Raw genomic sequence first — 26,877 nt, 5'->3', positions numbered from 1 at the left:
CATGCCCCGTATCCCGCTCATCCCGGCGTGATAACGTTGCACATCATCGCGTCCACTCCCCCCAACCCCGGACACGCGCATCGCCTTCAAGCCGATACCGACCATGTCGCTGACACCGCTTCCCGCCCTGCTCGACGAAACCCTGCGCACCGTCGCGCGCCGCTACCGGCTGCCGCCGCTCGACAGCGCTTCGTCGCCGGCCGACGCCGCGAACCCGGCCGCCACGCTCGCGATCGTGATCGAGGAAGCGCGCCGGATGCGAAGCGACGGACAGATGCCCGACGCGGCACTGAGGCAGCGCTTCATCGACGCCCTCGCGCGGATGATCCGCGATGCAATGGACACGCACGCCGGCGATCCCGCCTTCCAGGCCGCGGTGCTGCGGCACGATGCGCCGACCGTGCGCGAATACGCGTCGTTGTCCGCGCACGCCGAGCAGGACCGTCGCGCGCTGCACTCGGCCGTCAACGCGATCGCGCACCCGGCCAAGCTCGAGCGCAGCGCCCGCCCATGGCAACGCGACGGGCTCGCGCGGCTGCATGCGGCCGCCACCGCCGCGTCGTGGGGCGACCTGCACGACACGCTGCGGCACCTGCTCGCGCTGCCCGACATGGCGACCGACACCGCGTTCGAGCAGGACATCGTCAAGCTGAAAGACAGCGCCGCGCTCGAACGCCTGCTGCGCGTCGACGCACTGGCATCGGACGAGCACGTGCGTCGCTACCGGGCGCTCTGGGTGCGCCAGGGCCCGCTCGAAGGCAGCACCGTCGCCGTCGCGCAAGGCGTCGCGTCGCAGCAGCGCGGCGCGGCCGTCGAAGCGCTGGCCGCGCAGGCGCTCGACGCGCTGGCGCGCCGGCTCGACGCCGTCGACGCACGACGTACGTACCGGGTGGTGACGTCGATGCGCGTGCCGTCATCGATTCCGGGACGCCACGATCGCGCGAAAACCGAATGGGACGCGATCCTGCTCGAACGCACGCGCGGCGATGATCCGGCGCCCGTGTGGAACGTGCGCTTCCTCGTCGAAGCGAAAGCGTCCGCGGACGCCGCCACGACCGACCTGCCGCGGCTGCTGCGCGGCCTGAACCTGCTCGCGCAAGCCGAACCGGACACGCTCTATGCGTTCGAGACGCACCAGGGCACGGTGCGCGTTCAGGGTGCGTCGCTGCGCGCGCTGACGACCGACGAAGCGACGCTGCCACGCGAAGTGCTCTATTGCTGCGATGCGTCCGCCGACACGACGCCGCGCCTGCTGGGTGCCGCGAGCCGGATGCAGTTGCTGTCCGCACAGGCGAGCCTCGAATACGCGAGCGCGCTCGCGCAGCGGCCGGATGCCGACCCGGGCGGCCTCGGTGTGGTCTGGCACGCGCTGCTGACGCTGCCGCAATGGCACGCGGTGCTGCACCAGTACCCGTCGTTGCGACAGGTGCGCGAGCTGATGGTGGCGATCGACGACTTGCGGGCCGCGATCGACGATGTGGCCGACGACGGCGTCGCCAGCAGCGTATACGCGTGATGCAGGCGCCGGCTCGCACCGGCCATCGACACGACTTGCCGGCCTGCGCGCACCCGCGAAATACGTGCATGCAGTGCGGTACGATACGCGCCGGGGCGAAACGCCTCACCTGAGAGACCCGGCCGCTGCGGCCCCCTACCCGGCACAAAAAGAAATGCCTAAAAGCCCCATGCTGCACCGCCACCTGTTCGCCGCGCTGGCGGCCAGCCTGTTCTGGATTCCTGTTGCCCATGCCAGCGGCGACGACGGCTGCTATTCACCGACCACGCTCCGGCAGACCACCTACTCGTGCGCCAACGTGCCGATGCTGAGCCCGGCCAACGACACACGCATCAACGCGATGCTGATGATGGTCGACAGCGCCAAGGTCGCGCAGGCGTTTCCCGACCCGAAGACGATCCCGGCGAAAGACCGGATCCACCAGATCATCGTGCCGTTCCCGATGGACTTCTCCGGATGGATCTACATCGGGCAGAAGGAGCCCGACAAGACCGGCGGCGCAACGGATGCCGAAACGCCGTCGAACCAGTACGCCGACGGCGAAGGCAGCATCTGCCGCAGCATGGCCTCGGGCGCCGACGCGTTCAACGACGCACTGGGCAGTGCCGGCGGCCTCCCCGCCGATGAAGCCGCGCGCCTGCGCGCAGCACGCGCCGACATCGCGCAGAAGACCTGCGCCGCCGGCGGCGCGAGCGCCGCGTGGACGAAACCGCCGGTCAAGTCGCCGCTCGGCCAGCAGTTCGCCGCATACCTCGACGGCACGAACGCGTTCTACCGCGCCGACTTCCTCACCGCGACCCGTGCGTTCGCGAGCGCGTCGCACAGCGCGAACCCGTGGCTGAAGGAAACCGGGCTCTACATGGCCGGGCGCGCGCAGCTGAACGCCGCGCAAGCCAACGTGTTCGACCACGACAGCCCCACGCCGACGCGCGGCCGCGTGACGAAGGTGTCGCTCGACGCCGCGAATACGGTGTTTCGCACTTACCTGAAGGTGTATCCGCAGGGGCGCTATGCGACCTCCGCAAACGGGCTGCTGCGGCGGGTCGCGTGGCTCGGCGGCAACGTCACGCAGCAGGCCGACCTGTACGGCCACGCACTCGCGCGCTGGTCGCCGGCGACGTCGAACGTGCCGCTGATCCAGCTGGCGAACGAACTCGACAGCAAGCTGCTGTTCGGGTCGGAATTCGACTCGAGCCAGATCCAGTCGCCGACCGTGCTCGCGACCGTCGACCTGATGCGCATGCGCACGTCGGACAGCAGCGATTCGAGCCGCAAGCCGTTGACGCTGGACGACCTGCAGGCGCAGAAGCCGCGCTTCGCGAACGCGCCCGCGCTCTACGACTACCTGCTCGCGACCTGGTACGTCCAGATCGGGCACAAGCCGGACGCCGCGCTCGCGTTGCTGCCGCAGACGCCCGCGGAGCCGCTCGACTACTTCGGCCTGAGCCAGCAGGCGTTGCGCGGGTTCGCGCTGGAGGATAGCGGCCAGTCCGACAAGGCCCGCCAGCTGTGGCGCGACCTGATCCCGCTCGCGAAATTCCGCTTCCAGCGCGAGGCGCTCGAACTCGCGCTCGCGATCAACCTGGAGCAGGCCGGGCTCGTCAACGACGCGTTCGCCGACGATTCGCCCGTGCAGAACGCCGCGATCCGCGCCGTGCTGCTGCAACGCTCGGCCAATGCGGACCTGCTGCGCGCGCAGGCGCAAAGCCAGGCGAACGGCGGCGCGCTGCGCGACACCGCGCTGTACACACTGCTGTACAAGGAGCTCACGCGCTCGCATTACGCCGAGTTCATCGCGGATGCCGCGCTGGTGTCCGACAAGCCGGCCGATGGGTTGAAGCCGTTCGTCGCGGCCGGCGCGAGGAACGAAGACGCTTATACGTGCCCGTCCGCGCACGACATCGCCACGGCGCTCCAGCAGAATCCCGCCGATGCGAAAGGGCTGAACTGCCTCGCCGATTTCGTGCGCCTGCACCCGCCTGCGCCCGGCGTCGAAAGCGATCCGGTGCCGATGTGGATCCGCAACGCAGCGACGAAGGCCGCCACGGGCATTCCGTCGACGCTCGGCGCGGGGCCGTCGCAGTTCGACGGCAAACCGTACGAGCGGATGTCGAGCTACGTGACGGTGATGGCCGATGCGCAGGCGAACCCGAACGATCGCGCCTACGCGTACTATCGTGCGATCAAGTGCTATGCGCCGGGCGGCACCAACGAATGCGGCGGCAAGGACGTGCCGAAGAACGTGCGCAAGCGCTGGTTCGATACGCTGAAGGCCAGCTACGCGGGCAGCCCGTGGGCGCAGAAGCTTCGCTACTACTGGTAAGCGCCGCGTGAAGCGCATCGCGCGCCTGGCGTGCATCGCACTGCTGCTGGCCGGACGCGTCGCACTGGCCGGCACCGTCGACGCCGCGCGGTACGACGCGTTCTGGTTGTGGGCAGGCGTGAAGCCGCAGGCGGTCGTGCACGGCGCGCGCACCGTGTACGTGCTGCAAGGGCAGATCGAGGCGTCGCCGCGGGACGAGTCGCAGGTCCGCGTGATCGCGCAAGGCGTGGCACTGCCGCCCGTGCCGCAGGCGCGCGTATGGCTCGTCTATCGCGCGCATACGCTGCGCTGGACGCCGCGCGTCACGCAGATCATGCTCGCGCAGCTCACGCGCTGGCGCGCGTCGGGCCGCACGATCACTGGCGTCCAGATCGACTTCGATGCGCGCACGCGCCACCTGCAGGATTACCTCGCATTCCTGCGGTCGCTGCGCGACACGCTGCCCGCCGACTATCGGCTGAGCATCACCGGGCTGCTCGACTGGAGCAGCCGCATCGATACCGACCAGGTCAACCAGCTCAGGGGGATCGTCGACGAAGTGGTCGTGCAGACCTACCAGGGCCGCCGCACGATCCCCGACTATGCGGACTACCTGCCGCGCGTCGCGCGGCTGCAGTTGCCGTTTCGCATCGGCATCATCCAGGGCGGCGAATGGGACGCGCCGCCGTATCTCGCGACGAATCCGTGGTTCCGCGGCTACGTCGTGTTCCTGCGCAACGACTGATGACTCGCGCGGTCAATCGGGACCGCTTACGCGGCGCCCGTGATCGCGCTGCCGAGCCCGGCGAGCGCAATCACGAGCAGCGCGCCCGCCGACGACGCCGTGATCCAGCGCTGCTTGCGATGAATCAGCGGATGGTTGATCGCGGCCATGTAGCTGGTCAGGATCGTGAAATCGACTGCGATCCACAGGGCGGCCAGGATCGCCAGGCTCACGCGTGAATCCGGCGTGATGCCGACGAACTGCGAAAAGATCCGGCCGCGTGGCCGACAACGCGACGGGCGCAACCGCGCGCCGCCGGCCCGCAATGGCGGCGCAGCCCGCCGAAGCGGGCCTGCGCCAACCCTGTTACGCCTGCACGAAAGCCAGCAGGTCGGCGTTGAGGACGTCCGCGTTGATCGTCAGCATCCCGTGCGAGTAGCCCGGGTACGTCTTCAGCGTGCCGTTCTTCAGCAGCTTGATCGACTTCAGCGCGGCATCCGCGATCGGCACGATCTGGTCGTCTTCGCCATGCAGCACGAGCGTCGGGACGGAGATCGACTTCAGGTCCTCGGTCTGGTCCGTCTCCGAAAACGCCTTGATGCCTTCGTAATGCGCCTTCGCGCTGCCTTCCATCCCCTGTCGCCACCAGTTGCGGATCACGCCCTGATGCACGGTTGCACCTTCGCGGTTGAACCCGTAGAACGGGCCGCTCGGCACATCGAGGAAAAACTGCGCGCGATTGTCGGCGAGCGCCTTGCGGAAGCCGTCGAACACCTCGATCGGCAAGCCTTCCGGGTTCGATGCGGTTTTCACCATCAGCGGCGGCACCGCGCTGACCAGCACCGCCTTCGCGACGCGGCCGGCCGGCTCGCCGTGCTTCGCGACGTAGCGCGCCACTTCGCCGCCGCCGGTCGAGTGGCCGATGTGCACCGCATTGCGCAGGTCGAGCGCCTCGACGACCGCGAAAGCGTCCGCCGCGTAATGATCCATGTCGTGGCCGTCCGACACCTGCGCAGACCGGCCGTGGCCGCGCCGGTCGTGCGCCACCACGCGATAGCCCTTCTGGACGAAGAAGAGCATCTGCGCGTCCCAGTCGTCCGAGGACAACGGCCAGCCATGATGGAAGACGATGGGCTGCGCGTCCTTCGGGCCCCAGTCCTTGTAAAAGATCTCGACGTGATCCTTCGTTGTGACGTATGGCATCGCGATGACTCCTGTGAGGTGGATGAACGGCGCACTGGCCGGCAGCCATTATCGGACAGGTTTGTTAAACGAGGATGCCAAGTTGCGAATGACCGTCGACGATGTCGACGACGTGGACGAACCCGCTACGGGCGAACGATCGTGCGGGGCCGCGCGTCAACCATCCGTCGACACCGTCACGGCCTCCCACGCGCGGATTTCCGCGTCCAGCGCCGCCAATTTTCCACGTACGAGCCGCAGCGCGTCGCTGCCGAGCAGCAGGTGCGCGGGCGGGTGGTCCGCCGCGATCGCCGCGAGCATCGCCCGCGCGGCCTTCGCCGGATCGCCCAGTTGCTTGCCGCTCTTCTCTTCGCGCGCCTGGCGGATCGGGTCGAACAGCGCGTCGTAGTCGGCGATCGAGCGCGGCGTGCGCGCCATCGAGCGGCCGGCCCAGTCGGTGCGGAACGACCCCGGCGCCACGGCCGTCACCGCGATGCCGAACGGCGCCAGCTCCTTGCCGACGGTTTCGGTCACGCCTTCCAGCGCGAACTTGCTGCCGCAGTAGTACGCGATGCCGGGCATCGTGATGTGGCCGCCCATCGACGTGATGTTCAGGATGTGGCCACGCCGCCGCTCGCGCATGTAAGGTATGACCGCCTTCATCATCGCGACCGCGCCGAACACGTTCACGTCGAACTGCCGGCGCATCTCCGCGAGCGGCGCCTCTTCCATGATCCCTTCGTGCCCGTAGCCGGCGTTGTTCACCAGGACGTCGACGGGCCCGACGTTCGCCTCGATTTCCGCCACGACGCCGTCGATGCGGTCGAAGTCGGTCACGTCGAGCACCCGCGCGAACGCCTGCGCGGACAGCGCGTCGAAATCCTGCGCCGCCTGCGCGCTTCGCACGGTGCCGACCACCGTGTAACCGGCCGCGAGGGCCTCCTGCGCGAGCGCGCGGCCAAAGCCGCTGCTGACGCCGGTAATGAGCATGAGCTTGCCGGATGCCATGTGAGCTTCTCCCGAATGTCGATTGGAGCATGCATACTAGTCTGACGAACCCCGTCGAATAAGCCCGATTCCGCTGATTTTCTTGCACAAAACTATGAGCGCCGATCCCCTCCCCGCCCGATCCCCGTCGCTGCCGCCGCGCGACCGGAAGCGCCTGGTGGCGCTGCTACGCACGCTGGCGCCCGACGAAGGCTACAACCTGACGGCGCTGCCGAGCGTGCGCATCCTGCGTTCGAACCGCGCGCTGTCGCGCACGCCGGTGCTGTACGACCCGGGCATCGTGATCGTGTGCCAGGGCAGCAAGCGCGGCTACTTCGGCGGCGAGCGCTACCTGTACGACGAACATCACTACCTGGCGGTGTCCGTGCCCGTGCCGTTCAGCATGGAAACCGACGCCACGCCCGAGCGCCCGCTGCTCGCGCTGTATCTGCACCTCGATTTCACGATGGCCGCCGAACTCGCGGCGCAGATCGACCGCGAAGGGACGGCGGAGCCCGTGCAGGCGCCCAGGAGCATGATGTCGACGCCGATGGATGCGACGATGCACGCGTCGGTACTGCGTTTCGTCGAGGCGATGCACCGGCCGCTCGACGCCGCGGTGCTCGGCCCGGCCCTGCTGCGCGAGCTGTATTTCCGCGTGCTCACCGGCGCGCAGGGCAGCGCGATGCGCAGCGCGCTGGCGATGCGCGGGCAGTTCGGAAGGATCGGCCGGTCACTGCGCGTGATCCATGCCGATTACGCGCAGCCGCTCGACGTGCCGCAACTGGCCGACGCAGCCGGCATGAGCGTGCCGAGCTTTCACAGTCACTTCAAGGCGATCACGCAGGTGTCGCCGATGCAGTACCTGAAGTCGACGCGGCTGCATCAGGCGCGCTTGCTGATGGTGCGCGAGGACCTGACGGCGGAGGCGGCCGGTTACGCGGTCGGCTATGCGAGCCCGTCGCAGTTCAGCCGCGAATTCAAGCGCCTGTTCGGCCTGACGCCGGCGAAGGAAACGCAGCGCATGCGCGACAGCTTCGCGATTCCGGAAGCCTTCGAGGATGCGCCATTCGTGTCGTCGCATTGACGTGCGTCGGCGGGCGACCGTCACGCATGGCGTCAACGCATGGCATCGCGTACCAGAGCGGCGAGCGATCTCAGGATGAGCGCCGTCACGCCCCAGATGTCCTGCGTCTGCTCCGCCCAGTACCACGCGCCAGTGCGCTCGCCGTCCGTGTATTGCCGCAGCAGATCCGGATTCAGCAGCACGGCGAACGGAAACTCGAAGATCTCCGCGACCTCCGCAGGCGCCGCCTCCCATTTCGCCGTGTCCGGCACGATGCCGATCACGGGAAAGATCGCGTGATGGCGCTTTCTGGTTTTGTGGATCGGCAAGCTGCCGGCCACGCGGACCGCATCAGGCGCGAGGCGGATTTCCTCGAATGCCTCGCGCAAGGCGGTCGTGCCGATATCGCGGTCGGACTCGGCCGGGCGCCCGCCCGGAAAACTCACATGCGACGAGTATTCGCTGAGGTCCGACGCGCGCAGGGTCAACAGGATCGTCGGCTCGCGCCGCGCGACGATCGCGACCAGCACTGCCGAGAATTTCCACTGGCCATCGTTGTCCGCGAGGAGTTGCTTCGCGGTCGGCCAATCGGTGTCGGCAGGGATGCCGTGGCCTTCGACGCCACGGACGATCGCGTCCAGGAGCGGTTGGGGCGAGTCGGTACTCACCTGAGCGCCACCAGTATTCGAAGCGCCTTCGTCAGATCCCATGTCTTCCCCTTCCACGCTTGAACCTGCACGTTGCGGATAGTTGAACGATCAAATCGAATCTCCGTCGGCCAACCGGAGAACCCTGATCATGCATGAATTGCGGACCGCCCGTATGCCGCCCCTTCATCGCATCTTGCGGGCACAATGACGCATTGCATCACGACGGCATGCCGCCGCCGCTCTGCCGCGAGCCGTCGATAAACGTGGCCCCTCGGTCCGTCGACTGCCGAACCCACACGAGATTCAAATGCCTTCCTACGCCTTTCGTCTGCTGAACGTATTCGCCGAATCGACTTTCGGCGGCAACCCGCTTTGCGTATTCGACGATGCGCGCGGCATGGACGACGCGACCATGCGGGCGCTCGCGGTGCAGTTCAACCTGTCCGAAACGACCTTCGTGCTGCCGTCGGAGCGCGCCCATGCGCGGGTTCGCATTTTCACGCCGGGCCATGAGATGGCCTTTGCGGGTCATCCGACGCTCGGCACCGCGCATGTCGTGCGCGACCTGCAGCGTGCGGGCAATGCGCTCGCGCTCGAATTCAATGCCGGCGTGGTCGACGTGAGCGCGCATGACGACGTGTGGACGTTCACCGCGCCGCACGCAGGCATGCCGAAGACGGCGCCGTGCGAATTGTCCGACGCCCGGACGGCGACCTTGCTGGGGCTCGCGGAAGACGATCTGCTCACGTCGCCGATCTGGGTCGACACCGGCGCCGACCAGATGCTGGTCGCGCTCAAGGATCCCGCCGCCGTGCGCCGCGCGCAGCCCGACGGCGCCTGCCTCGATATCTGGCCGACCAGCAGCCTCGGCCGCAAGACCGCCTACGTCTTCGCGTTCGATGCCGAGCGCCCGGGGACGGTGGTATCACGCTACTTCTTCGTGAAGCAAGGCAGCGTCTCGGAAGACCCGGGCACCGGGTCGGCCTGCGCAAACCTGGGCGGGTGGCTGCTTGCGATGCAGCGTGACCTGCCGGCCGCGTTTCAGGTCGAACAGGGGGACGCTATCGGCCGGCCTTGTCGATTGCGGTTGTCGGTCAGTGCGAGCGGCGAGATCGGCGTGGGTGGGCGCGTGATCGAACTCGGGCGCGGCGTGGTCAACCTGTAGCGGAGACGATCCGGGCCGCGCCCCGGCTCATCGCGCCCCCACCCGCCACACCGTCACTTCGTGCAGCGTCTCGCCGGGCTTGAGCACCGTCGTCGGGAATGCCGGATGATTCGGCGAATCGGGAAAATGCTCGGCCTCGAGCGCGAACGCATCGGTTTGCCGATAGACCGTCCCGCCCTTGCCCGCGACGCTGCCGTTCAATCCGTTGGCCGTATAGAACTGCAGCCCCGGCTGCGTCGTGTACAACTCGAGAAAACGCCCCGACGCCGGGTCATAGGCGCGCGCGGCAAACGCCGGCGCCGGCTGGCCGCCCTGGTCGAGCACCCAGTTCTGGTCGTACCCATGTGCCATGACGAGCTGCGGATCCGCGTCGCGCAAATGCGCACCGATCGGCGTCAGCTGGCGCAGATCCATCGGCGTACCCGCCACGCTCGCCAGTTGCCCGGTCGGAATCGACGTATCGTCGGTCGGCGTGAAGCGCGAGGCGGCGATCTCGATCAGTTGCCGCTCGACGTTGCCGCCGGCGTGCCCGGCCAGATTGAAGTAGCTGTGGTTGGTGAGGTTGACGACCGTATCCTTGTCGGTCGTGGCGCGATAGTCGATGCGGATCTGGTTGTCACGCGTCAGCGTGTAGGTCACGTCGGTCGTCAACGTGCCGGGAAAGCCGTTCTCGCCGTCGGGGCTCACGTAGCGCAGCGTGACGCTCGAACCGCTCGCGTCGCTGTGCGTACCGGTGACCGTCCATACCTTCGCGTCGAAACTGCCGGGGCCGCCGTGCAGCGTGTTCGGCCCGTCGTTGACCGGCAGCGTCCACGTCCGGCCATCGAGCGGGAACCGCCCGCCGGCAATGCGGTTCGCATACCGGCCGATCAGTGCGCCGAAATGGATGTTGCCGTTGTGCGCTTCGTAGTCGTGCAGCGAATCGAAGCCGAGCACGATGTCGGCAACGTGGCCGGCGCGGTCCGGCACGTCGAGCGAGGTCACGATAGCGCCGTACGTGATGACTTTCAGCGTCACGCCGCGCTGGTTCGCCAGCGTGTACTGGCTCACCGGCTGCCCGGCCGCGGTCGTTCCGTCATCCGCGCGGCTGATCGAGACGTCGGGCGCCGCCGAGGCGAAGTCCGCGGACAGCGCGAGCGCCCCGACCGCCCAGATCGCGAGCAGCGGGCAGCGCGGCCAGATTCGTTTCATGGCAACCTCCGATACGGTGCAATCCCTGCGCGTGAGCAAGCGGCATGCCTGCTCGCGGCCACGTTTGCTATGCTGCGCGCATCGCCCGCCCGAGCCGATCGCCGCCATGAACGCCCTCGATCCCGATATCGCGCGCACGCTGCGCGCCGCCTGCGACGCCTGCTTCGGCACGACGGCCGTGTGGCCGCTCGTCGAGCGCGCGTACGGCGAGCCGCAGCGCTTCTATCACACGCTCGCCCATCTGGCGGAACTGTTCGCGCACCTCGCGCCGTATCGTGCGGACCCGCTGTGGCCGGCCATCGAGCTCGCCGTGTGGGCGCACGATATCGTCTACGCGACGACACTGCCGGCGTATGCGGACAACGAAGCGCTCAGCGCGCAATGGCTCGCGCAGGTCACGCACGCGCATTGCGACGCAGCGTGGTTGCATGCGCATGCATCGCACGTGTCCGTGGCCCGCGACCTGGTGCTGGCGACGAAGTCGCACCGGCTGCCTGACAGGTTCGCCGTCGATCCGGAATTGCAGCGCGCCGCGCAAATTTTTCTCGACGCCGATCTCGCGATCCTCGCGGCCGCACCCGACCGGCTCCGTGAATACGACCGCGCGATCGCGCGCGAGTGGGCGCAGGATCCCGATGCGCCGTCGGCAGCCTTCCGCGCCGGCCGCAGGCAAGCGCTCGAGCATCTGCGCGCGCAGGCCCCGTTGTTTCGATCGGCGGAATTCGCGCCGCTCGAGCCGCACGCGCAACGCAATCTCGACATGCTGATCGGCTTTTACGCATAAGCACGCTGCGCTCAGCGTCTGCTGCGCATTCGAATGGGCGCGCGCCTGGCAGGTTCGATTGCCCGGGGCAACGGCCCACCCGCCATCACGGAAACCTGCCCGGCCCCGCATCACGACGCTCAGGTATTGTCCGCACGCCAGCGGCGAGGGCTGACGCCGGTCAGGCGCGTGAAGGTCCGCGAGAAGTGACTCTGATCGGCAAAACCACACGCGTCGGCAATCATGCTCAACGGCAGGTTCGGATTGCGCATCCACTCCTTCGCCCGTTCGACACGCTGCACGATCAGCCAGCGATGCGGCGGCAGCCCGGTCGTCTGATGAAACGCCTTCACGAAATAGCTGCGAGACAGGCCGCATGCACGCGCCACGTCGGCCAGCCCGAGGTTGCCGTCGAGATGCTCGAGCAGCAATTCCTTCGCACGGCGCGCCTGCGACGGCGTGAGTTTCCCGTACGTCTTTTCCCGTCGCTCGCTGACGCCGCCGTAACGGTGGGCCACGTGCGCCTGAAACGCGAGCCCGACGTGATCGATGAAGATCTGCGACGCCTCGCCCGGCCGCGCGAGCGCGGGCAGCAGCGACTGGCCGAGCGAATGGATGATCGGGTCGTGCGCGCTCAGATGAGGCGGCAGGTAAAGCCGCGGCCGTTGCCGGCCGCCGAGGTCGTCCACCGTTTCCTCGAGCAGCGGGCGCGGCATGTGGAAATGCATGCAGTCAAACGCGCCCTTCAGATCGGCCACCCAGTTGCGGTCGAGATCGTGAATCGTGACCGTGCCCGCGCCATACGGGACGAACGGCGCGCGGCGGCCGTCGAGCCACAGATCCTGTTCACCGAACGGGCGCAACTGCAGCACGATGAGATCAGAATGCTCGAGTTCGTAAGGCGCGGTGAGCCCGCTGTTGCGCCGCAGCGTCTTCAGCCGGACGATGCCGACCTGCCCCTTCGGCAACGCTTGCGCGACGATGGTTTGCCTGACATCGGCCGGGATGAAATCGGAAGAAGCGTTGTCCGGCTGGGGGGCAGTCATGAATGGAGGCGTGCAATGAACGACGACGCGCGTCAGTCTAGCAAAGCACGATGACGCGCGCTGCCCTCGCGCGGCACGCGCTGGTATGATGCGCCAGCCGCCCCTACCGGAACTCGCGATGAAGCTGTCATTCGAAGCGCTCGAAGCACTGGATGCGATCGACCGTACCGGCACGTTCGCCGAAGCCGCGGAACTGCTGCATCGCGTGCCGTCCGCCCTGACCTACCTGGTACAAAAACTCGAGAGCGATCTCGGCGTCATGCTGTTCGACCGCAGCGGACGACGCGCGAAGCTCACGCACGCGGGCCGCATCGTCGTCGAGGAAGGCCGGCGGCTCCTGCATGCGGCCGAACAACTGGAGATGAAGGCACAGCGCGCGCAGGAAGGCTGGGAAACCGAGGTCCGCATCTGTATCGACGAGATCCTGCCGTTCGATGCGATGTGGCCGTTCGTGCACCGGTTCTATGCGCTCGAGATGGACACGCGGCTGCGGCTGTCGACCGAAGTGCTCGGCGGTGCCTGGGACGCGCTGATCTCGCGCCGCGCGGATCTCGTCGTCGGCGCCGCCGGCGCGCCGCCCGAACTGCCGAACATCATCGCGCGCCCGATCGGCGCGCTGAAACACGTGTTCGCCGTTGCGCCGACCCACCCGCTCGCCGCGCTTCCCGAGCCGCTGTCGATGGCAACGGTCGTCCAGTATCGCGGCGCGGTGATCAGCGATACGTCGCGCGAGTTGCCGCCGCAATCGGTTGCGATCGATGCGGGCCAGCCGACGCTCGCGGTGCCGACGCTCGCGGCCAAGCTCGATGCGCAATGCGAAGGGCTGGCGGTGGGCACGCTGCCGGAATGCCTCGCCGCCCGCGCGATCGCCGACGGCAAGCTCGTCGCCCGTCGCGTGACCGGCATGCGCGACACCACGCATTGCTATCTCGCGTGGCGCAGCGACGAGGCCGGCCGTGCACTCCTGTGGTGGGTCGAGCAACTCGATCGCCCCGACCTCGTCGATCGCCTCTTGCAGCTCACCTGATCGCGTTCAGCGCCGGCGAAGGTCACTGCCCCGCGTCAGACGATCGAATCGTGCACGCGTTTCATTTCCTTCTCGAGCCACGCGATCAGGCTGAATGAAGCGTGTGCCTTCTCGACCGGCGGGATCATCATCCTTTCCTCGGCCGCGATGTGCTCGGTCACCGATTCGCACATCAACCTGCCGAGCTCCGGCTTCCTGCGGATCAGCGCCGACAGGTCGTCGCTGCGCAGTTGCAGGACGGTCATCGCGGTCACCGCATGCACGGTCGCATGCAGGCGCGTGCCGGCCAGCACGACCGATTGTCCGATCGCGTCTCCAGGCGCCATGCGCCGCACCTCGACGTCGCCCGCCGGGCCCGGCACGAATACGGCCGCGACGCCGGATTCGACGATCGTCAGCACGCGCGTATCCGAATTCGACGCATAGATCACGTCGCCCTGGCCGAACGAACGCGAGACCAGCGCATCGGCCAGCGCGGCGAGATCGTCACCGTCGACGTGCGCGAACAGGTCCACCGCACGCAACAGCAGCAACCGGCGCGATACGTCACGCCGATCGTGCCCGTCGTGCCCATCGCGCCCGTCCGCCGCCGCTGCCGGCACGGTGCTCGCGAGCGGCCGCCATGCGGTGCCCGCCGCGGCCAGATGCCGATGTGCGAGATCGTACAGCGCGTTGCGCACGGCCGTCGTCTTCTGCAGCGCGTCGACGTAACCGAGAAGCTCGTAGCGGATCGCGTTGGTGCCGAACGCCTTCACGACGGCAACGGGCGCGGGGCGCGCGAGCACGTCGAGCGAACTGGCCGCCGCGCGCTCGAGCGCGCCGACCACGACCGCCGGCCGCACCGCGGGATCGACGTCGAGCGTGAGCGTCACGCCGTGCAGGCCGGACGGTTCGCTGAGGTTCACGATGGTGGCGCGGGCCGCGGCGCTGTTCGGCACGACCACCAGGTTGCCGAGGCTGTCGATCAGCTTCGTCGCCCGCCAGTTGCTCTCGACGATCCGCCCTTCGATCTCGCCGATCGACACGGTGTCGTTCAGACGAAACGGCTGCGTGGTGTTCAGCACGAGCCCGGAGAATACGTCGTTCAGCGTGTTCTGCAGCGCGAGACCGAGGATCACTGCCACCGCGCCGGACGTCGCGACGACGCCGCTCAACGGCAGGCCGAGCACGTAGCCCAGCGCGGCGACCACGGCCGCGCCGAACACGACGCCCGCGGCGATGTCATGAAAGAGCCGCTGGCTGCGCCACGCGGGCGGCAACAGCAGATGATCGAGCAGCAGGCTGAAGACGATCGCGCATTGCAGCCACCACGCGATGCAGATGGCCTGGAGCGCGATGCGGTCGAGGCCGGTGGCCGACGCGGGAACGGCGAGCGGGCTCACGCCGTGCGCGAACAGCACGGCGGTCAGTGCGGCGAAGGCCGCGCAGCGCCACACCGCCCGCGTCGCGCCGCGGCCGCGCCCGAACAGGCGCCACGCGACGAGATCGGCCAGCACGATCGGCGCGCCGTAGAGCGCCGTGTCGGAAAGATTCAGCATGTCGAAACGAAGCGGAACGGAATGGAACGATGGCGACGGCAGCATGACGGTCGGGCCGGCGCCGCTGCGACGAGAGGCTGGGCGCGGGCGCGCCCGCGGCCACGCTATTCGTGCCGGCGTACCACGCCCGGCAACGCATAGCGGCCGGCGCCCGCGATCGCGATCGTGCCGAACAGGATCAGCAGCATCCACGCGAACTGCGCGTCGCGCAGCGACCAGTCGGGATGGACGAACACCAGCGCGACGAGCGTGATGATCATCACCGGCAACGCGGCCAGCCGCGGCCATACGCCGACGATCATGAAGACCGGGCACACGACTTCCGCGAAGATCGCGAACAGGATCGACAGCGTGCGGCCGAGATGAAACGGATCCTCGATGGCGGCGGCTTCCGACGTGTAGTGAAGGACTTTGGGCAAGCCGTGAACCACGAGCAGCAGCACGCTGGCGGTGACGCGCAGGAACAGCAGGCCGAGGTCGGTCGCGTGGCGGGAAAGGTCGGATTCGGGAAGTTTCATGCGGCGGTTCGTCCGGTTGGGCGGGCACGCGGCGGCGCGGGAGGCGCCGCTCGTGTCGCGACGCCCGCTTGGCGGATGGCGTCGCGATATCTCGGCGCGCGCACCGGATCGCCACGCAAGCGTGCGGGGTGGCCGCGCCTTACGCTCGCAATCTACGCGTGCCGCGCGCCTGTGTCCTTACGCCGCGCTGAAACGTTCTGAAGCGCGGCAGGCACCCCGCCGATCCGCCGTCAGCCGTCGCGCGCCGGCAGCTCCGCCTCGGTCGCATCGAAGCCGAGCGCGTGCACTTCCGACCACGCGTCGTGCACCGCCTGCGTCGATCCGGCCGTATGCGCGAGCGCGGCCGCATACGCGGCGAGCAAGCGCACGCGCGCATCGGCGGCCTCTGCCGTGGTGTCGGCGTCGCGCATCGCATCGAGCGCCACGCGCGCCCGTTCGCGGCATTCGTCGACGAGCGACAGGTCGAACAGGCAAGGCACCGCGACAGCCGCGAGCGCGACGCCGAGCGCCGTATCGCCGTTCGCCGAGAATGCCCAGTCGAGCGCGGCACGCAGGTTGCCGAGCTCACGCCGTACCGCCTCGAGCCGCGTGGAGCCGCCTTGATCGCCGCCCTGCGCACCACCGCCATGCGCCGCTTGCCGGAACAACTCGAGGAAATAGCCGGCGTGCGCGCGCGCGGCCGCCGCGCCGTCGCCGTGCGCGTCGAGCTGCTGCTGCGCATACGCGCGCGTGGTCGTCAGCAACCGGTAGCGCGGCGCGCCGTGCGCGGTCTCGAGGATCAGCAGCGATTTCGACACGAGGCCCGCGATCGTATCGAGCAGGTCGGCGCCGGCCAGCCCGTTCGGGCCGACCACCGCGCGCACGGCCTCGATCGAGAAGCCGTCGCGGAACACGCCGAGCCATCGCAACAGCCGGCGCTCGGCATCGCCCAGCAGCCGGTCGCTCCAGTCGTACATCGCCTGCAAGGTCTGATGGCGCGGAAGCGCGGTGCGAAACCCGCCCGTCAGCAGCCGGAAATGATCGTCGAGATGAGCGGCCAGCACGTCGATGCCGAGCACGGCGGCCCGCGCCGCGGCCAGTTCGATCGCGAGCGGGAGGCCGTCGAGCCGGCGGCAGACCGACGCCATCAGCGACAGGCTGCGCGCATCGAGCGGAAAACGCGGATCGGCCGCGCGGGCGCGTGCGGCGAACAACTGCACGGCGCTCGCGCGCATCGCATCGTGTTCGGCCGCGCCTTCGTCCGGCACGTCGAGCGGCAGCACCGGGCACACGCGCTCGCCGTGGATGCGCAGCGATTCCCGGCTCGTCGCGAGCACGCACAGCCCGTCGTCCGCATCGGTCAGCGCGCTCGCGATCCGCGCCGCGGCATCGAGCAGGTGCTCGCAATTGTCGAGCACGAGCAGCATCCGGCGGCGTGCGACCGCGGCGAGCACCGCTTCGAGGGTCAGCGCGCCGGTCGGCTGCGCGATGCCGAACGCGCCCGCGAGCGCATCCGGCACGAAGCGCGGGCACGCGACCGTCGCGAGCGACACGAACACGGTGCCTTCAGGAAAACGCGCATCCGCGCGCGCGGCCGCTTCGATCGCGACGCGCGTCTTGCCGATGCCGCCCGCGCCGACCAGCGTCACGATGCGTGCGTCCTGCAACGCGGCCAGCACCTCGTCGACCATGCGTTCGCGGCCGAACAGCGCGCCGGGCGCGATGGACGGCCGCGACATCGCGGGGCGCACGGGCGCACCGTCGTCGTCAGGTTGCTCGATGACGAGCCGATAGCCGCGGCCCGGCACCGTCACGATCAGGTTCCGGTCGTCGGCCAGCGCCTTGCGCAGCGACGCGATATGCACCTGCAGGTTGTTTTCTTCCACCACGGTGTGCGGCCACACGCGCTGCATGATTTCGTCTTTCGATACCAGTGCGCCGTTCGCCCGAATCAACAGCTCGAGAATCTCGAATGCGCGGCTACCGATGCGCAACAGCTTGCCGTTCGAACGAATTTCACGTCTGTCGAGAAAAACGTGAAGTGTTCCAATTCGGATCATCGCATTTTCTTGATGGTGACATTCAACGGCGCACGATTTAAACCCGTTCACCGCTTTCGCGTCAATGCTACGGTATTTGCGTAGCAGAATGATTCAAATTATCAGAATGAAGCGATCGAATTTTTTGAAATGACGAAAAACGCCGTGACGATGTGCCGCACGCGCGTGGCCGCACGCACCGCCATGCGGCAGGAACAGCACGGCAGCGCACGATTCACGTGCGAATTGCCGATTCGTTTGTAAATGTGATTTCCATATATCAGACGATACGACTGCCGGTTCTGAAAAAATCGACGTATTTTCCTTTTTTTGATTCGCCGGTCGATCGAAGGAGCGCAGGCTCCGCGTGTTGCGCCGGTCGCTCATCGCTCTGCACCGATGGCGGAACGATTCCCGCTTCGAGGGGGCGTGCGATCGGGCCTGGGCGAACAGCGTCCATTCGGCGCGCGGTATCGGCGAGCATGTCGCAGTCGCCTCCGTTCCGCGGTTGGCGGCTTCACGATGTATCGCGCCGGTCGCAACCGGCGCAGCGCCGCGCTGCCGGCGTCATGGCCGGGACTGTCGCGCGGCGAATACGTCGAGCGCCGACGCCAGGATCATTTCGCGGCAGTTCGCCGGCCGTTTCGCGCCGCGCCACTGGGGCTTGTAGATCGCATCGCCGACCCGGATCGTCCCGCCGGTGAGCGCGCATCGCCCGAGCCCGCGCGCCTTCGCGCTGATCCAGCGCTGCTCGTCGTAGCGGCAGTGCGTCGGGTCGCTCCACGAAACCAGCATCGACGAATCGGTCTGCCGCTCGGCGGTGACGATCGCGCTGCGGCGGCGTATGTCGCCGCTCGACGGCGTCGGCGCCTCGCCGCGATGGCCGCGGCGCGGGCCGTCCGCCTGTCGCGCGCGCGGCATCGGCATCGACCGGACGGCCGCCACGGAAGGCGGCCCGAGCGACGTGATCATGTGCTCCCAGCGATTGAAGGCATCCATGGCGGCATTTCCAGGCGAGTGACGGACGGTGCGGGCGGATCCGTGCGCGCGACGCGAAACGTGCGCGGATGATCCGATGTCGACGATAGTCGCCGCGCGCTGAAGAGTCCCGGTCGCGCGCTTAATTCTTCTGCAGCCCGGCGGACTTCCCTCCGCGGCGCGGCGCGTTCAAGAAAATTCAGCCGGATTTCAGTACGGCGCACGTTGCACCGCGATACGCTCCCGACGGCATTCGTTCGTCCGCGCCGCACGAATCGGCGCGCGACGACGCGAGCAAACCGGCTGCCGGCGGGATGGCCGCGGCCGGTCGTCACCGATCCACCATCCCGCGCGGCATCGTTGCGCCGCATATTTCAGGAGTCCAGATGCACCCAGAACAGACCGACGCCGTTTCGTCGGCGCGCCGCCGCGACATGCTGCTTGCCGGCGCGACGGCCGTCGCGGCCGCCGCGCTGCCCGCGATGGCGGCCGCGGCCGGCACCCCCGCCCGCAGCGCCGCTTCAGCTCACCCAGGAGCCCATTCGATGAACACGATCACCACCCAGGACGGCACGCAGATCTACTTCAAGGACTGGGGCACCGGCCGCCCGGTCGTGTTCTCGCACGGCTGGCCGCTGTGTGCGGACGCGTGGGACGCGCAGATGCTGTTCCTCGTGCAGCACGGCTATCGCGTGATCGCGCACGACCGTCGTGGCCACGGCCGTTCGAGCCAGCCGTCGCGCGGCAACGACATGAACACGTACGCGGACGATCTGGCCGCCCTGCTCGACGCACTGGACGTGCGCGAAGCCACGCTCGTCGGCCACTCGACGGGCGGCGGCGAAGTGGCGCGCTACATCGGCCGCCACGGTACGAAGCGCGTGGCGAAGGCCGTGCTGATCGGCGCGGTGCCGCCGCAGATGGTGAAGTCGCCGACCAATCCCGGCGGCCTGCCGATGGACGTGTTCGACGGCATCCGCAAGAACGTCGCCGAGAACCGTTCGCAGTTCTACAAGGATCTCGCGGTGCCGTTCTTCGGGTTCAACCGCCCGAACGCCAAGCCGTCGCAGGGCACGATCGACGCGTTCTGGTCGCAGGGCATGATGGGCGGCATTCACGGCCAGTATCTGTGCGTGAAGGAGTTCTCGGAAGTCGACTACACGGACGACCTGAAGAAGATCGACGTGCCGACGCTCGTGCTGCACGGCGATGACGACCAGATCGTGCCGATCGACGATTCGGCCCGGCTGTCGTCGAAGATCGTCAAGCACGCGCAGTTGAAGGTGATCGAAGGCGGGTCGCACGGCATGTGCGTCGTGAACGCCGATCGCATCAACGCCGAGCTGCTCGCGTTCCTGCAGGCGTAAGCGCGCCGTCTGCCGTCGCGGCGCACATACCGCTTCGGCAGACGTGCCGTTCAGGATTTTTCAGAAAAATTCAGCCGCGGCGCGCTCACTGCACCCGCACCGGCCTCAACAGGAGGCCGATCAGCGCACCGGCGAGCGCGAACGCCATCGCCACGCGGAAATTGTCGGCCAGCGCGAGCGTGGTCGCCTGCACGCGCACCGCCCGATCGACGAGCGCGTAGGCGGCCTGGTTGCCGGTCGCGACCGTGGCGCCGTGCGTCACCAGCGAGGTTGCACCGGCGCGCAGCCGCTCGAGCGTCTCGGGATCCGACAGCGACACATGCAGACCGACGAGATTCGAATGGGTACCCTCCCTGATCCGCTGAATCACCGCGATCGACGTCGTGCCGAGCTGCCCGCTCAGCAGACGCGTCGTCTGCACGACCGCGCCGAACGTCAACGCGTGTTCGGCCGTCACGTGCTTGCCGAAGAAGAAGATCACCGACGTCAGCGCCATCGTCTGCCCGAGCGCCTGCAGCAGTTGCGACGGAATGAAGTCGGGTTCGGCCCACGCGGACGTGAGGCGCGCGCCGAGCGCGAACGCGATCGCCACCGTCACGAAGCCGGCCACGATCAGCCGGCGCGGATCGACGCGCTGCAGCAGCAGCGCGACGCACGGCGCGAACAGCAACTGCGGGATCGCGATCCAGCGCAGCGTATCGCCGATCTGCAACGGCCGCAGCCCGTAGGTGCTGGCGAGGAACAGCGACGGGATGAAGCTCGTATTGAGCACGGTGAAGCGCACGAGGCCGACGAGCACGATCAGCAGCGCGACGTTCGGCCGCGCGAGATAGCCGAGATCGAGGCCGGCGCGCGGCGACGCGAGCTCGTGAATCAGGAACGCGGCGACCATCAGGATGCCGAGCGCGAGCAGCGCGACGATCAGCGGCGACTGCAGCCAGAACAGCCGTTCGCCCTGGTCGAGCGCGACGCACAGGCACGCGAAGCCGCCGGCGCCGAGCAGCATCCCGCGCGCATCGAGGCCGGACGCGAAGCGCTTGACCGGCTCGTCCGCCAGCGACAGCAGCAGGCACGCGATGAACGGCACCGTCAGCACCGCGTTCTGCCAGAACAGCCAGCGCCAGCTCAGGTGTTCGCTGTACCAGCCCTCGAGCGTGGCCGACAGGTTCAGCGACATCTCGAGATTCATCGCATACGCGGCGATGCCGAACGCAATGAGCCGCGGCGGCAGCGTCCGGACGACGAAGCCGACCGTCAGCGGGACGAACACGCCGGACGCGAGCCCCGCGATCGCCTGGAACACGACGAACGCGCCGAACTGCGTGCAGAGCGGCAGCACGGTTTCGGCGCCGAGAAACACGACGGCGCCCGCGACCAGCACGCGGCGCGTGCCGAACATGAATGCCGCGGCGATCGCCAGCGGCCCGACGAACATCTGCGACGCGGTGAACGCGGTGTTGATCCACGCGCCTTCGTCGAAGCCGACGCCGAGCGCGCCGCGCACGTCGGCGAGCCCGAGCGACGTGATGCGCGAGGTCACCGTCGCGATGATCGCGCCGAGCAATACGGCCGCGATCGCGGCGATCGAGCGGAACGTCGGGATGTCGGAGGCCGCCGCCGGCGCGGCACGACCGGTCGCAAACGTGGTGTTCATCGTCAAGCGGCTCCCCGCTGTCAAGCTGGCGCAAGCATAACGCGATGCGCCGAATCCCGTCCGTACGTTGACGTCCTCTTCCGCCTAAAGGCGGAAAATTCCCACACCTGGCGATGCACGTCCGCATCGGAGAATGTTCAGCGCAGCATTGATATCACGATCATGCTCGACACCACAGTCACTGCAGGCCCACTCTCTTATTCTCAGTCCCGCGATACCTTTCGGCCGCGTCGTGCTGTCTTTCGATCCGCACGCCGAGCAGGACTGGGTCGAACCGCTTTCGTCGACTTCCTCGAACGTGGCTCCGTGCGCGATCGCCTTGTAGCGGAGCTTGTCTCGGAAGGACGACCAGGACGCGTCGTAGACGCTCTTCGCCATCCTGGTTCTGGCGAGTTTCGCGGCCGACACGTTGCCGACCGCGATGTAATCGAACCGCCGCACCAGATCGAGTGCGAGCTTGTGCTGGAAATCGGCACGGGCATTCGCCACCTTGGCGTGCAGCTTCGCGATATGTCGCTTGTGCTTTCGCGCTCGTTGCGCTTTCGCCAGCTTTTCCGTTGCTCGTCGACCGAACTGGTCATTGGGCAGCTTCTCGCCGGTCGAAAGTGTGGCGAAGTCTTTCAGGCCGAGATCGATGCCGACACCGGAACGGATCGGGCGGGCCTGCACATCGGACATCTCGATCACGATGTTGAGAAACCAGTTGCCGCGCGCATCCTGCGCAAAGTTGGTCCCGTCCTTGATCTTGCCTTCGGGAAGCGGTTGGCTGTTGAACACGCGGAAGGTGTTGCCGGCGAAACGAAACGCTTCGCCCTCGCGCTTCAGGTCACGCCCCTTCAGCGGCACCCAGCCCAGCGACTTCCTGCCGCGATAACGCAGGTACGGGCGACGGTACCGACTGCGCGACTTCGCATATTGCTCGCACGTCGCGTTGATCGTGCCGGAGTGGATGCCGAGTTCCTTGCTGCTGCCCGTCGTCAACATGTTCAGATCGAATCCCGTTGGCCACTTCTTGCTCCACTTGAGCGCGTGCTTCTGCGTGTCATTGCAGAAGTTCCAGACGTAGTTCACCGCACGGCTCTGCTTGTTCAGCAATCCGTTGAGCGACTTCACGCGGTAGCGGTAGACAAGGATCATGCCGGTGATCCTAACCCGTCGAAGAAGCTGCCTGTCAACAGCATTCCTTTCCTTCCCGCCATCAATGGCGGGGGCTCTCGGAGCAGATTCTGATGACCTCACCCTCACCGAATCTTTCTTCCACTACGCCGGCTGCTTCGCCGGCGCCGCCTGCCGCGCCCGCACGCTCGCGCCGGCCCGCCATCGCGGCGATCGCGACGCTCGCGCTGCTGCTCGTCGCATTGCTCGTGTACGAGTTCGACGCGCGCGATCGCGGCACCGACGACGCATACGTGACCGGCCACCTGCACGTGATCTCGCCGCGCGTGGCCGGCACGGTCGAGCGCGTGCTCGTCGACGACAACCAGTTCGTGCATGCCGGCGACGCGCTCGTGCAGATCGACCGGCGTGATTTCGACGTGCGGGTCGCCGCGCAGCGGGCACGCGTCGCCCAGGCGCATGCCGATGCGAGCCGCGCACACGCGCTGATCGAGCAGGCCGACGCGGCGCTCGTGTCCGCGCACGCCGATGCCGACAAGGCCGAACTCGATTACGCGCGGGCACGCGAACTGACCCGCGAGACGCCGCGCGGCCTGTCGAAGCAGGAGTTCGATGCGGCCGATGCCGCCCGCAAGTCGGCCCGCGCACGCGTCGCGGCGGCCGATGCGCAACGGCGCAGCGCCGCCGCCGCCGCCGAGGCAGCCGATGCCGCGGCGAGCCAGAACGATGCCGAGTTGCGCGACGCGCTGCTGCAGCTCGGCTACACGGCGGTCGTCGCGCCGACGGACGGCTACGTCGGCAAGAAGACCGTCGAGACCGGCGAGCACGTCGCGCCCGGCCAGGCGCTGCTCACGCTAGTCGAGCCGCACCCGTGGATCGTGGCCAATTTCCGCGAGACGCAGCTGCGGCACGTGCGCGCCGGCGACGCCGTGCAACTGCGCTTCGATGCGCTGCCGCAGCGCACGTTCACCGGCCGTATCGACAGCCTGTCGCCCGCGACCGGCGCGCAGTTCGCGCTGCTGCCGCCCGACAACGCGACCGGCAACTTCACGAAGGTCACGCAGCGCGTGCCGGTGAAGATACTGCTCGACGGCCCGGCTGCGACGGAGCCGCGCATCCGGCCTGGGTTGTCGGTCGTCGTCACGCTGCAGGGCGGCAGCGAATCGCGATGAAGCGCGCCGCCGCCGTACTCGCCGCCAGCCTGCTCGCCGCGTGCTCGATCGCGCCGCAGCCGCTCGCGCCCGTGCCGGTCGGACACGACGGGTTCCGCCATGCCGATCTGTCGACCGATCCGTCGACCGCTACGCGCACGCCGTCGCTCGCCGCGTGGCCCGCGTGGTTCGGCGATCCGCAACTCGGCACCCTCGTCGACGCCGCGCTCGCGCACAACCTCGATATCCGCGCGGCGGCCGCACGCGTCGACCAGGCGCAGGCGCTGTTCGGCGTGCGCGATGCCGCACTGGCGCCGACCGTGCGCGTCGATCCGTCGTTCAGCCGCACGCGCGTCTCCGGCACGGTCGACAACGCGCTGCCGAAGCGCACGATGCACAACTGGTCGGTTCCCGTCGCCGCGCGCTACGAGGTCGACCTGTGGGGCCGCTTGCGCGGCGATGCGGACATCGGCGAACAGAACGTGCTGCAGGCGGCGGCCGACCGCGATGCGGTGCGTCTGCGGGTGGCGACCGACGTGGCCGTCGACTATCTGACGCTGCGCTACGTCGACGACGATCTCGAGACGCTCACGCGCGCGATCGGGCTGCGGCGCACCGCGCTCGACGTGATCGCCGCCCGCGTGCGGGCCGGCGCGGCGAGCGATCTCGACGGGCTGCGCGCGTCGGCCGATCTCGATACCGCGCATGCCGATCTCGCGGAGAGCCGCCGGCTGCACGAGAACCTCGTCGATGCCATCGCGGTGCTGACCGGCGTGTCGCCGACCGCATTCGACGTCGTCGCGAGCCCCGTGCCCGTGCAAGTGCCGGACGTGCCGGCCGGGCTGCCGTCCGCGCTGCTCGCCCAACGCCCGGACGTATTCGCGGCGGCACGGCGCGCCGATGCGGCGTCGCTCGAACTGGGCATCGCGCGCACCGCATGGCTGCCGACGCTGACGCTGACCGCCGACGGCGGTTTCGCGACCCGCGATCTACGCACGTTCCTCGACCGCAACAGTTCACTATGGAGTCTCGGCGCGAACGTCGCGCTGACGCTGTTCGACGGCGGCAAGCGCGAGGCGATGGTGGCGGCCGCGCGGGCCGGCATGGACGCAGCCGACGCGAACTATCGCGCCACCGCCATCGGCGCGTTGCGCGACGTGCAGGACGCGCTCAACGACATCGCCGCGCAAAAGGAGCGGATCGTGCGCTACGACGACGCGGTACGCGCGACGGACGCCGCCGCGCGACTGTCGTTGAGCCGTTACGCGCACGGGTACGTCAGCTATCTGGAAGTCATCGACGCCGATCGCGATGCGCTGAATGCGCGACGCCAGCTGATTCACAGCCGGCAGGCGCTGGCCGTCGCGACGGTGAGCCTCGTGCGCGCGTTGGGCGGCGGGTGGACGCCGCCGGCGCGCGCCGCCCGGGACGGATGGCGCGACGCGCCGCAGGCGGACGCGCGATGAATCCATCGAGCGGCCCGCACCTGCGTCACGCGCTCGCGAGCCGATGCGCATCCTCTCCGAGAAACCGGTGCACGAAGGTCACCGCCATCGCGCCTTCGCCGACCGCCGACGCGACGCGCTTGACCGATCCCGATCGCACGTCACCGGCCGCGAACGATCCCGGCACGCTGGTTTCCAGGTGGTACGGCCGTCGCTCGAGCGGCCACACGCGTTCGAACGCCGGACAGTCGTACAGGTCGCCGCCGGTGACGAGATAACCGTCCGGATTGCGGATGATGTCGGTGTCCTTCGCCCAGTCGGTATTTGGCGCGCCGCCGATGCACACGAACAGGCGCGTGGCCGGCAGCCGTTCGCGCGTGCCGTCCGCCGAGCGAAGCTCGATCGCGTCGAGCCAGCCGTCGCCGTGCAGCGCGGCGACACTCGACCGGTAGCGGACCTCGATGTTCGGCGTGCGCTCGATCCGGTCGATCAGGTAGCGCGACAGCGTGTCCGCGAGCGACGCACCGCGCACGAGCATCGTCACCTGGCGCGCATGCCGCGAGAAATTCATCGCGGCCTGGCCGGCCGAATTGCCGCCGCCGACGATGAATACCTGCTCGCCCGCGCACATCGGCGCTTCGCTCGACCCGGCGCCGTAAAACAGCCCCGCATTCAGAAACGCCGGCTCCTCCGGCAGCCCGAGGCTGCGATATTCGATGCCGGTCGCGCAGATGTTCGCGCGCGCGACCAGGATCGACCCGTTGGCGAGCTCGACGCGGATCTTGCCGTCGACGAACGTCGCATGCACGCCCTCGCGCATCGTCAGCAGCTCGACGCCGAACTTCACCGCCTGCTCGCGCGCGCGTTCCGCGAGCGCCGCGCCGGGGATGCCGTCGGGGAAGCCCATGTAGTTCTCGATCAGCGAACTCGTGCCGGCCTGCCCGCCTATCGCGCCGCGCTCGATCACGACCGCGCGCAGCCCTTCGGACGCCGCGTAGACCGCCGCCGACAGCCCGGCCGGCCCCGCACCGTAGATCGACACGTCGTATTCGACGAAGCGCGGGCGCGCGACCCAGCCGAGCCGCGCGGCGATCTCGGCCAGGGTCGGCTGGTACAGGCGCGAGCCGTCCGGAAAGATCACGACCGGCAGCCGGATGTCGCGCAGCGGCGCGATGCCGAGCACCTGCGCGCAGTCGGCGTCGGAGGTCAGCTCGCACCAGTCGTACGCAATCATGCGCCGCTGCAGGAAATCGCGGATCGCGTACGCGTCCCTGCTGCGCGGCAGACCGACGATCCGCACGTGTTGCGGTTGATCCATGAGCGCCTCCCGATGATGTCGATGTCGGATGCGGTTCGGCCGGTGCCGCTGCCGGACCCATTCGCGACTGTACGCCGCCGCCGCGCGCCGTACGGGCCGCTTCATGACAATTAAGGTCCGGCCACGACGCGACGCTGCACAATGCCGCGTATCCC

24 protein-coding genes are annotated in these 26,877 nt (G+C 68.4%); 10 read left to right on the top strand and 14 right to left on the bottom strand.

Annotation, left to right across the window (positions count from 1 at the left end; all coding sequences use genetic code 11):
* The first annotated feature begins 103 nt into the window (after window positions 1–103).
* The 3 genes from CFB47_RS34375 to CFB47_RS34365 all read left to right on the top strand — a co-directional run bounded on the left by CFB47_RS34375 (window position 104) and on the right by CFB47_RS34365 (window position 4,563).
* A complete protein-coding gene (locus CFB47_RS34375; RefSeq protein ID WP_089463892.1) occupies window positions 104–1,516 on the top strand; it encodes a 3-deoxy-D-arabino-heptulosonate 7-phosphate synthase in 1,413 nt (470 codons plus the stop codon).
* 154 nt (window positions 1,517–1,670) lie between these two features.
* Entirely contained in the window at window positions 1,671–3,839 is a 2,169-nt protein-coding gene (locus tag CFB47_RS34370; protein ID WP_089463891.1) for a hypothetical protein, read from the top strand.
* Between the two features lie 16 nt (window positions 3,840–3,855).
* The gene (locus CFB47_RS34365) at window positions 3,856–4,563 is read left to right on the top strand and encodes a DUF3142 domain-containing protein (RefSeq protein ID WP_089464296.1); all 708 of its coding nucleotides are present in this window, start codon (window positions 3,856–3,858) and stop codon (window positions 4,561–4,563) included.
* A gap of 26 nt (window positions 4,564–4,589) precedes the next feature.
* Here the strand turns inward: CFB47_RS34365 and CFB47_RS34360 are convergent, their stop codons facing one another.
* The 3 genes from CFB47_RS34360 to CFB47_RS34350 all read right to left on the bottom strand — a co-directional run bounded on the left by CFB47_RS34360 (window position 4,590) and on the right by CFB47_RS34350 (window position 6,732).
* On the bottom strand, window positions 4,590–4,775 hold the full coding sequence (locus CFB47_RS34360) for a hypothetical protein (RefSeq protein ID WP_256946825.1): 186 nt from the start codon (window positions 4,773–4,775) through the stop codon (window positions 4,590–4,592).
* A gap of 133 nt (window positions 4,776–4,908) precedes the next feature.
* On the bottom strand, window positions 4,909–5,745 hold the full coding sequence (locus CFB47_RS34355) for an alpha/beta fold hydrolase (RefSeq protein WP_089433600.1): 837 nt from the start codon (window positions 5,743–5,745) through the stop codon (window positions 4,909–4,911).
* A gap of 156 nt (window positions 5,746–5,901) precedes the next feature.
* Window positions 5,902–6,732, bottom strand: a complete 831-nt coding sequence (locus CFB47_RS34350; protein WP_089463890.1) for an oxidoreductase — start codon at window positions 6,730–6,732, stop codon at window positions 5,902–5,904.
* A 94-nt stretch (window positions 6,733–6,826) separates the two neighbouring features.
* Between CFB47_RS34350 and CFB47_RS34345 the strand changes: the two genes are divergently transcribed.
* Window positions 6,827–7,798: an AraC family transcriptional regulator gene (locus CFB47_RS34345; RefSeq protein WP_089463889.1), complete on the top strand. Its 972-nt coding sequence runs from the start codon at window positions 6,827–6,829 to the stop codon at window positions 7,796–7,798.
* A gap of 32 nt (window positions 7,799–7,830) precedes the next feature.
* Here CFB47_RS34345 and CFB47_RS34340 read toward each other — a convergent pair whose 3' ends face one another.
* Window positions 7,831–8,487, bottom strand: a complete 657-nt coding sequence (locus tag CFB47_RS34340) for a CoA pyrophosphatase (RefSeq protein WP_089463888.1) — start codon at window positions 8,485–8,487, stop codon at window positions 7,831–7,833.
* A gap of 247 nt (window positions 8,488–8,734) precedes the next feature.
* Between CFB47_RS34340 and CFB47_RS34335 the strand changes: the two genes are divergently transcribed.
* Window positions 8,735–9,592: a PhzF family phenazine biosynthesis protein gene (locus tag CFB47_RS34335; protein ID WP_089463887.1), complete on the top strand. Its 858-nt coding sequence runs from the start codon at window positions 8,735–8,737 to the stop codon at window positions 9,590–9,592.
* A gap of 27 nt (window positions 9,593–9,619) precedes the next feature.
* On the opposite strand, the gene CFB47_RS34330 is transcribed toward CFB47_RS34335, so the two are convergent.
* Window positions 9,620–10,783: an aldose epimerase family protein gene (locus tag CFB47_RS34330; RefSeq protein ID WP_089463886.1), complete on the bottom strand. Its 1,164-nt coding sequence runs from the start codon at window positions 10,781–10,783 to the stop codon at window positions 9,620–9,622.
* Between the two features lie 106 nt (window positions 10,784–10,889).
* Here CFB47_RS34330 and CFB47_RS34325 point away from each other — a divergent pair, with 106 nt between their 5' ends.
* On the top strand, window positions 10,890–11,567 hold the full coding sequence (locus CFB47_RS34325) for a hypothetical protein (RefSeq protein ID WP_089460064.1): 678 nt from the start codon (window positions 10,890–10,892) through the stop codon (window positions 11,565–11,567).
* A 119-nt stretch (window positions 11,568–11,686) separates the two neighbouring features.
* Here the strand turns inward: CFB47_RS34325 and CFB47_RS34320 are convergent, their stop codons facing one another.
* Complete coding sequence (locus CFB47_RS34320) at window positions 11,687–12,592, bottom strand: AraC family transcriptional regulator (RefSeq protein WP_089463885.1); 906 nt, start codon at window positions 12,590–12,592, stop codon at window positions 11,687–11,689.
* Between the two features lie 118 nt (window positions 12,593–12,710).
* On the opposite strand from CFB47_RS34320, the gene CFB47_RS34315 reads away from it, so the two are divergent.
* The gene (locus CFB47_RS34315) at window positions 12,711–13,619 is read left to right on the top strand and encodes a LysR family transcriptional regulator (RefSeq protein ID WP_089460062.1); all 909 of its coding nucleotides are present in this window, start codon (window positions 12,711–12,713) and stop codon (window positions 13,617–13,619) included.
* A 35-nt stretch (window positions 13,620–13,654) separates the two neighbouring features.
* Here the strand turns inward: CFB47_RS34315 and CFB47_RS34310 are convergent, their stop codons facing one another.
* The 5 genes from CFB47_RS34310 to CFB47_RS34295 all read right to left on the bottom strand — a co-directional run bounded on the left by CFB47_RS34310 (window position 13,655) and on the right by CFB47_RS34295 (window position 18,692).
* The gene (locus CFB47_RS34310; RefSeq protein ID WP_089464295.1) at window positions 13,655–15,157 is read right to left on the bottom strand and encodes a mechanosensitive ion channel family protein; all 1,503 of its coding nucleotides are present in this window, start codon (window positions 15,155–15,157) and stop codon (window positions 13,655–13,657) included.
* 104 nt (window positions 15,158–15,261) lie between these two features.
* Window positions 15,262–15,675 (bottom strand): DoxX family protein, encoded by a 414-nt coding sequence (locus CFB47_RS34305; RefSeq protein WP_089444092.1) that lies wholly within the window; start codon window positions 15,673–15,675, stop codon window positions 15,262–15,264.
* A 230-nt stretch (window positions 15,676–15,905) separates the two neighbouring features.
* Window positions 15,906–17,714, bottom strand: coding sequence for a winged helix-turn-helix domain-containing protein (locus tag CFB47_RS34300; RefSeq protein WP_089463884.1), 1,809 nt, complete (start codon window positions 17,712–17,714; stop codon window positions 15,906–15,908).
* Between the two features lie 93 nt (window positions 17,715–17,807).
* Entirely contained in the window at window positions 17,808–18,080 is a 273-nt protein-coding gene (locus CFB47_RS40880) for a hypothetical protein (RefSeq protein WP_143330906.1), read from the bottom strand.
* A gap of 180 nt (window positions 18,081–18,260) precedes the next feature.
* Window positions 18,261–18,692: a DUF3331 domain-containing protein gene (locus CFB47_RS34295; protein ID WP_089463883.1), complete on the bottom strand. Its 432-nt coding sequence runs from the start codon at window positions 18,690–18,692 to the stop codon at window positions 18,261–18,263.
* A 365-nt stretch (window positions 18,693–19,057) separates the two neighbouring features.
* Between CFB47_RS34295 and CFB47_RS34290 the strand changes: the two genes are divergently transcribed.
* Entirely contained in the window at window positions 19,058–20,038 is a 981-nt protein-coding gene (locus CFB47_RS34290; RefSeq protein ID WP_089463882.1) for an alpha/beta fold hydrolase, read from the top strand.
* Window positions 20,039–20,123: 85 nt separating this feature from the next.
* On the opposite strand, the gene CFB47_RS34285 is transcribed toward CFB47_RS34290, so the two are convergent.
* Together CFB47_RS34285 and CFB47_RS34280 are read right to left on the bottom strand one after the other, a co-directional pair.
* Complete coding sequence (locus CFB47_RS34285) at window positions 20,124–21,692, bottom strand: MFS transporter (RefSeq protein WP_089464294.1); 1,569 nt, start codon at window positions 21,690–21,692, stop codon at window positions 20,124–20,126.
* Window positions 21,693–21,776: 84 nt separating this feature from the next.
* A complete protein-coding gene (locus CFB47_RS34280) occupies window positions 21,777–22,829 on the bottom strand; it encodes an RNA-guided endonuclease TnpB family protein (protein ID WP_089463881.1) in 1,053 nt (350 codons plus the stop codon).
* Between the two features lie 92 nt (window positions 22,830–22,921).
* Between CFB47_RS34280 and CFB47_RS34275 the strand changes: the two genes are divergently transcribed.
* Window positions 22,922–23,980 carry an HlyD family secretion protein gene (locus tag CFB47_RS34275; RefSeq protein ID WP_089463880.1) on the top strand — a complete coding sequence of 353 codons (1,059 nt, stop codon included), beginning with the start codon at window positions 22,922–22,924 and terminating at the stop codon, window positions 23,978–23,980.
* Window positions 23,977–25,425 carry an efflux transporter outer membrane subunit gene (locus tag CFB47_RS34270; RefSeq protein WP_089463879.1) on the top strand — a complete coding sequence of 483 codons (1,449 nt, stop codon included), beginning with the start codon at window positions 23,977–23,979 and terminating at the stop codon, window positions 25,423–25,425. Before CFB47_RS34275 ends, CFB47_RS34270 begins: the two co-directional genes overlap by 4 nt.
* Window positions 25,426–25,450: 25 nt before the next feature.
* Here CFB47_RS34270 and CFB47_RS34265 read toward each other — a convergent pair whose 3' ends face one another.
* Window positions 25,451–26,722 carry an NAD(P)/FAD-dependent oxidoreductase gene (locus CFB47_RS34265; protein WP_089463878.1) on the bottom strand — a complete coding sequence of 424 codons (1,272 nt, stop codon included), beginning with the start codon at window positions 26,720–26,722 and terminating at the stop codon, window positions 25,451–25,453.
* Between the last annotated feature and the right edge of the window lie 155 nt (window positions 26,723–26,877).

Source organism: Burkholderia sp. AU27893 (genome assembly GCF_002223205.1).
Classification (GTDB): domain Bacteria; phylum Pseudomonadota; class Gammaproteobacteria; order Burkholderiales; family Burkholderiaceae; genus Burkholderia.
Note: the sequence above shows the minus strand (reverse complement) of the source record. Positions and strands in the feature narration are given on the sequence as shown.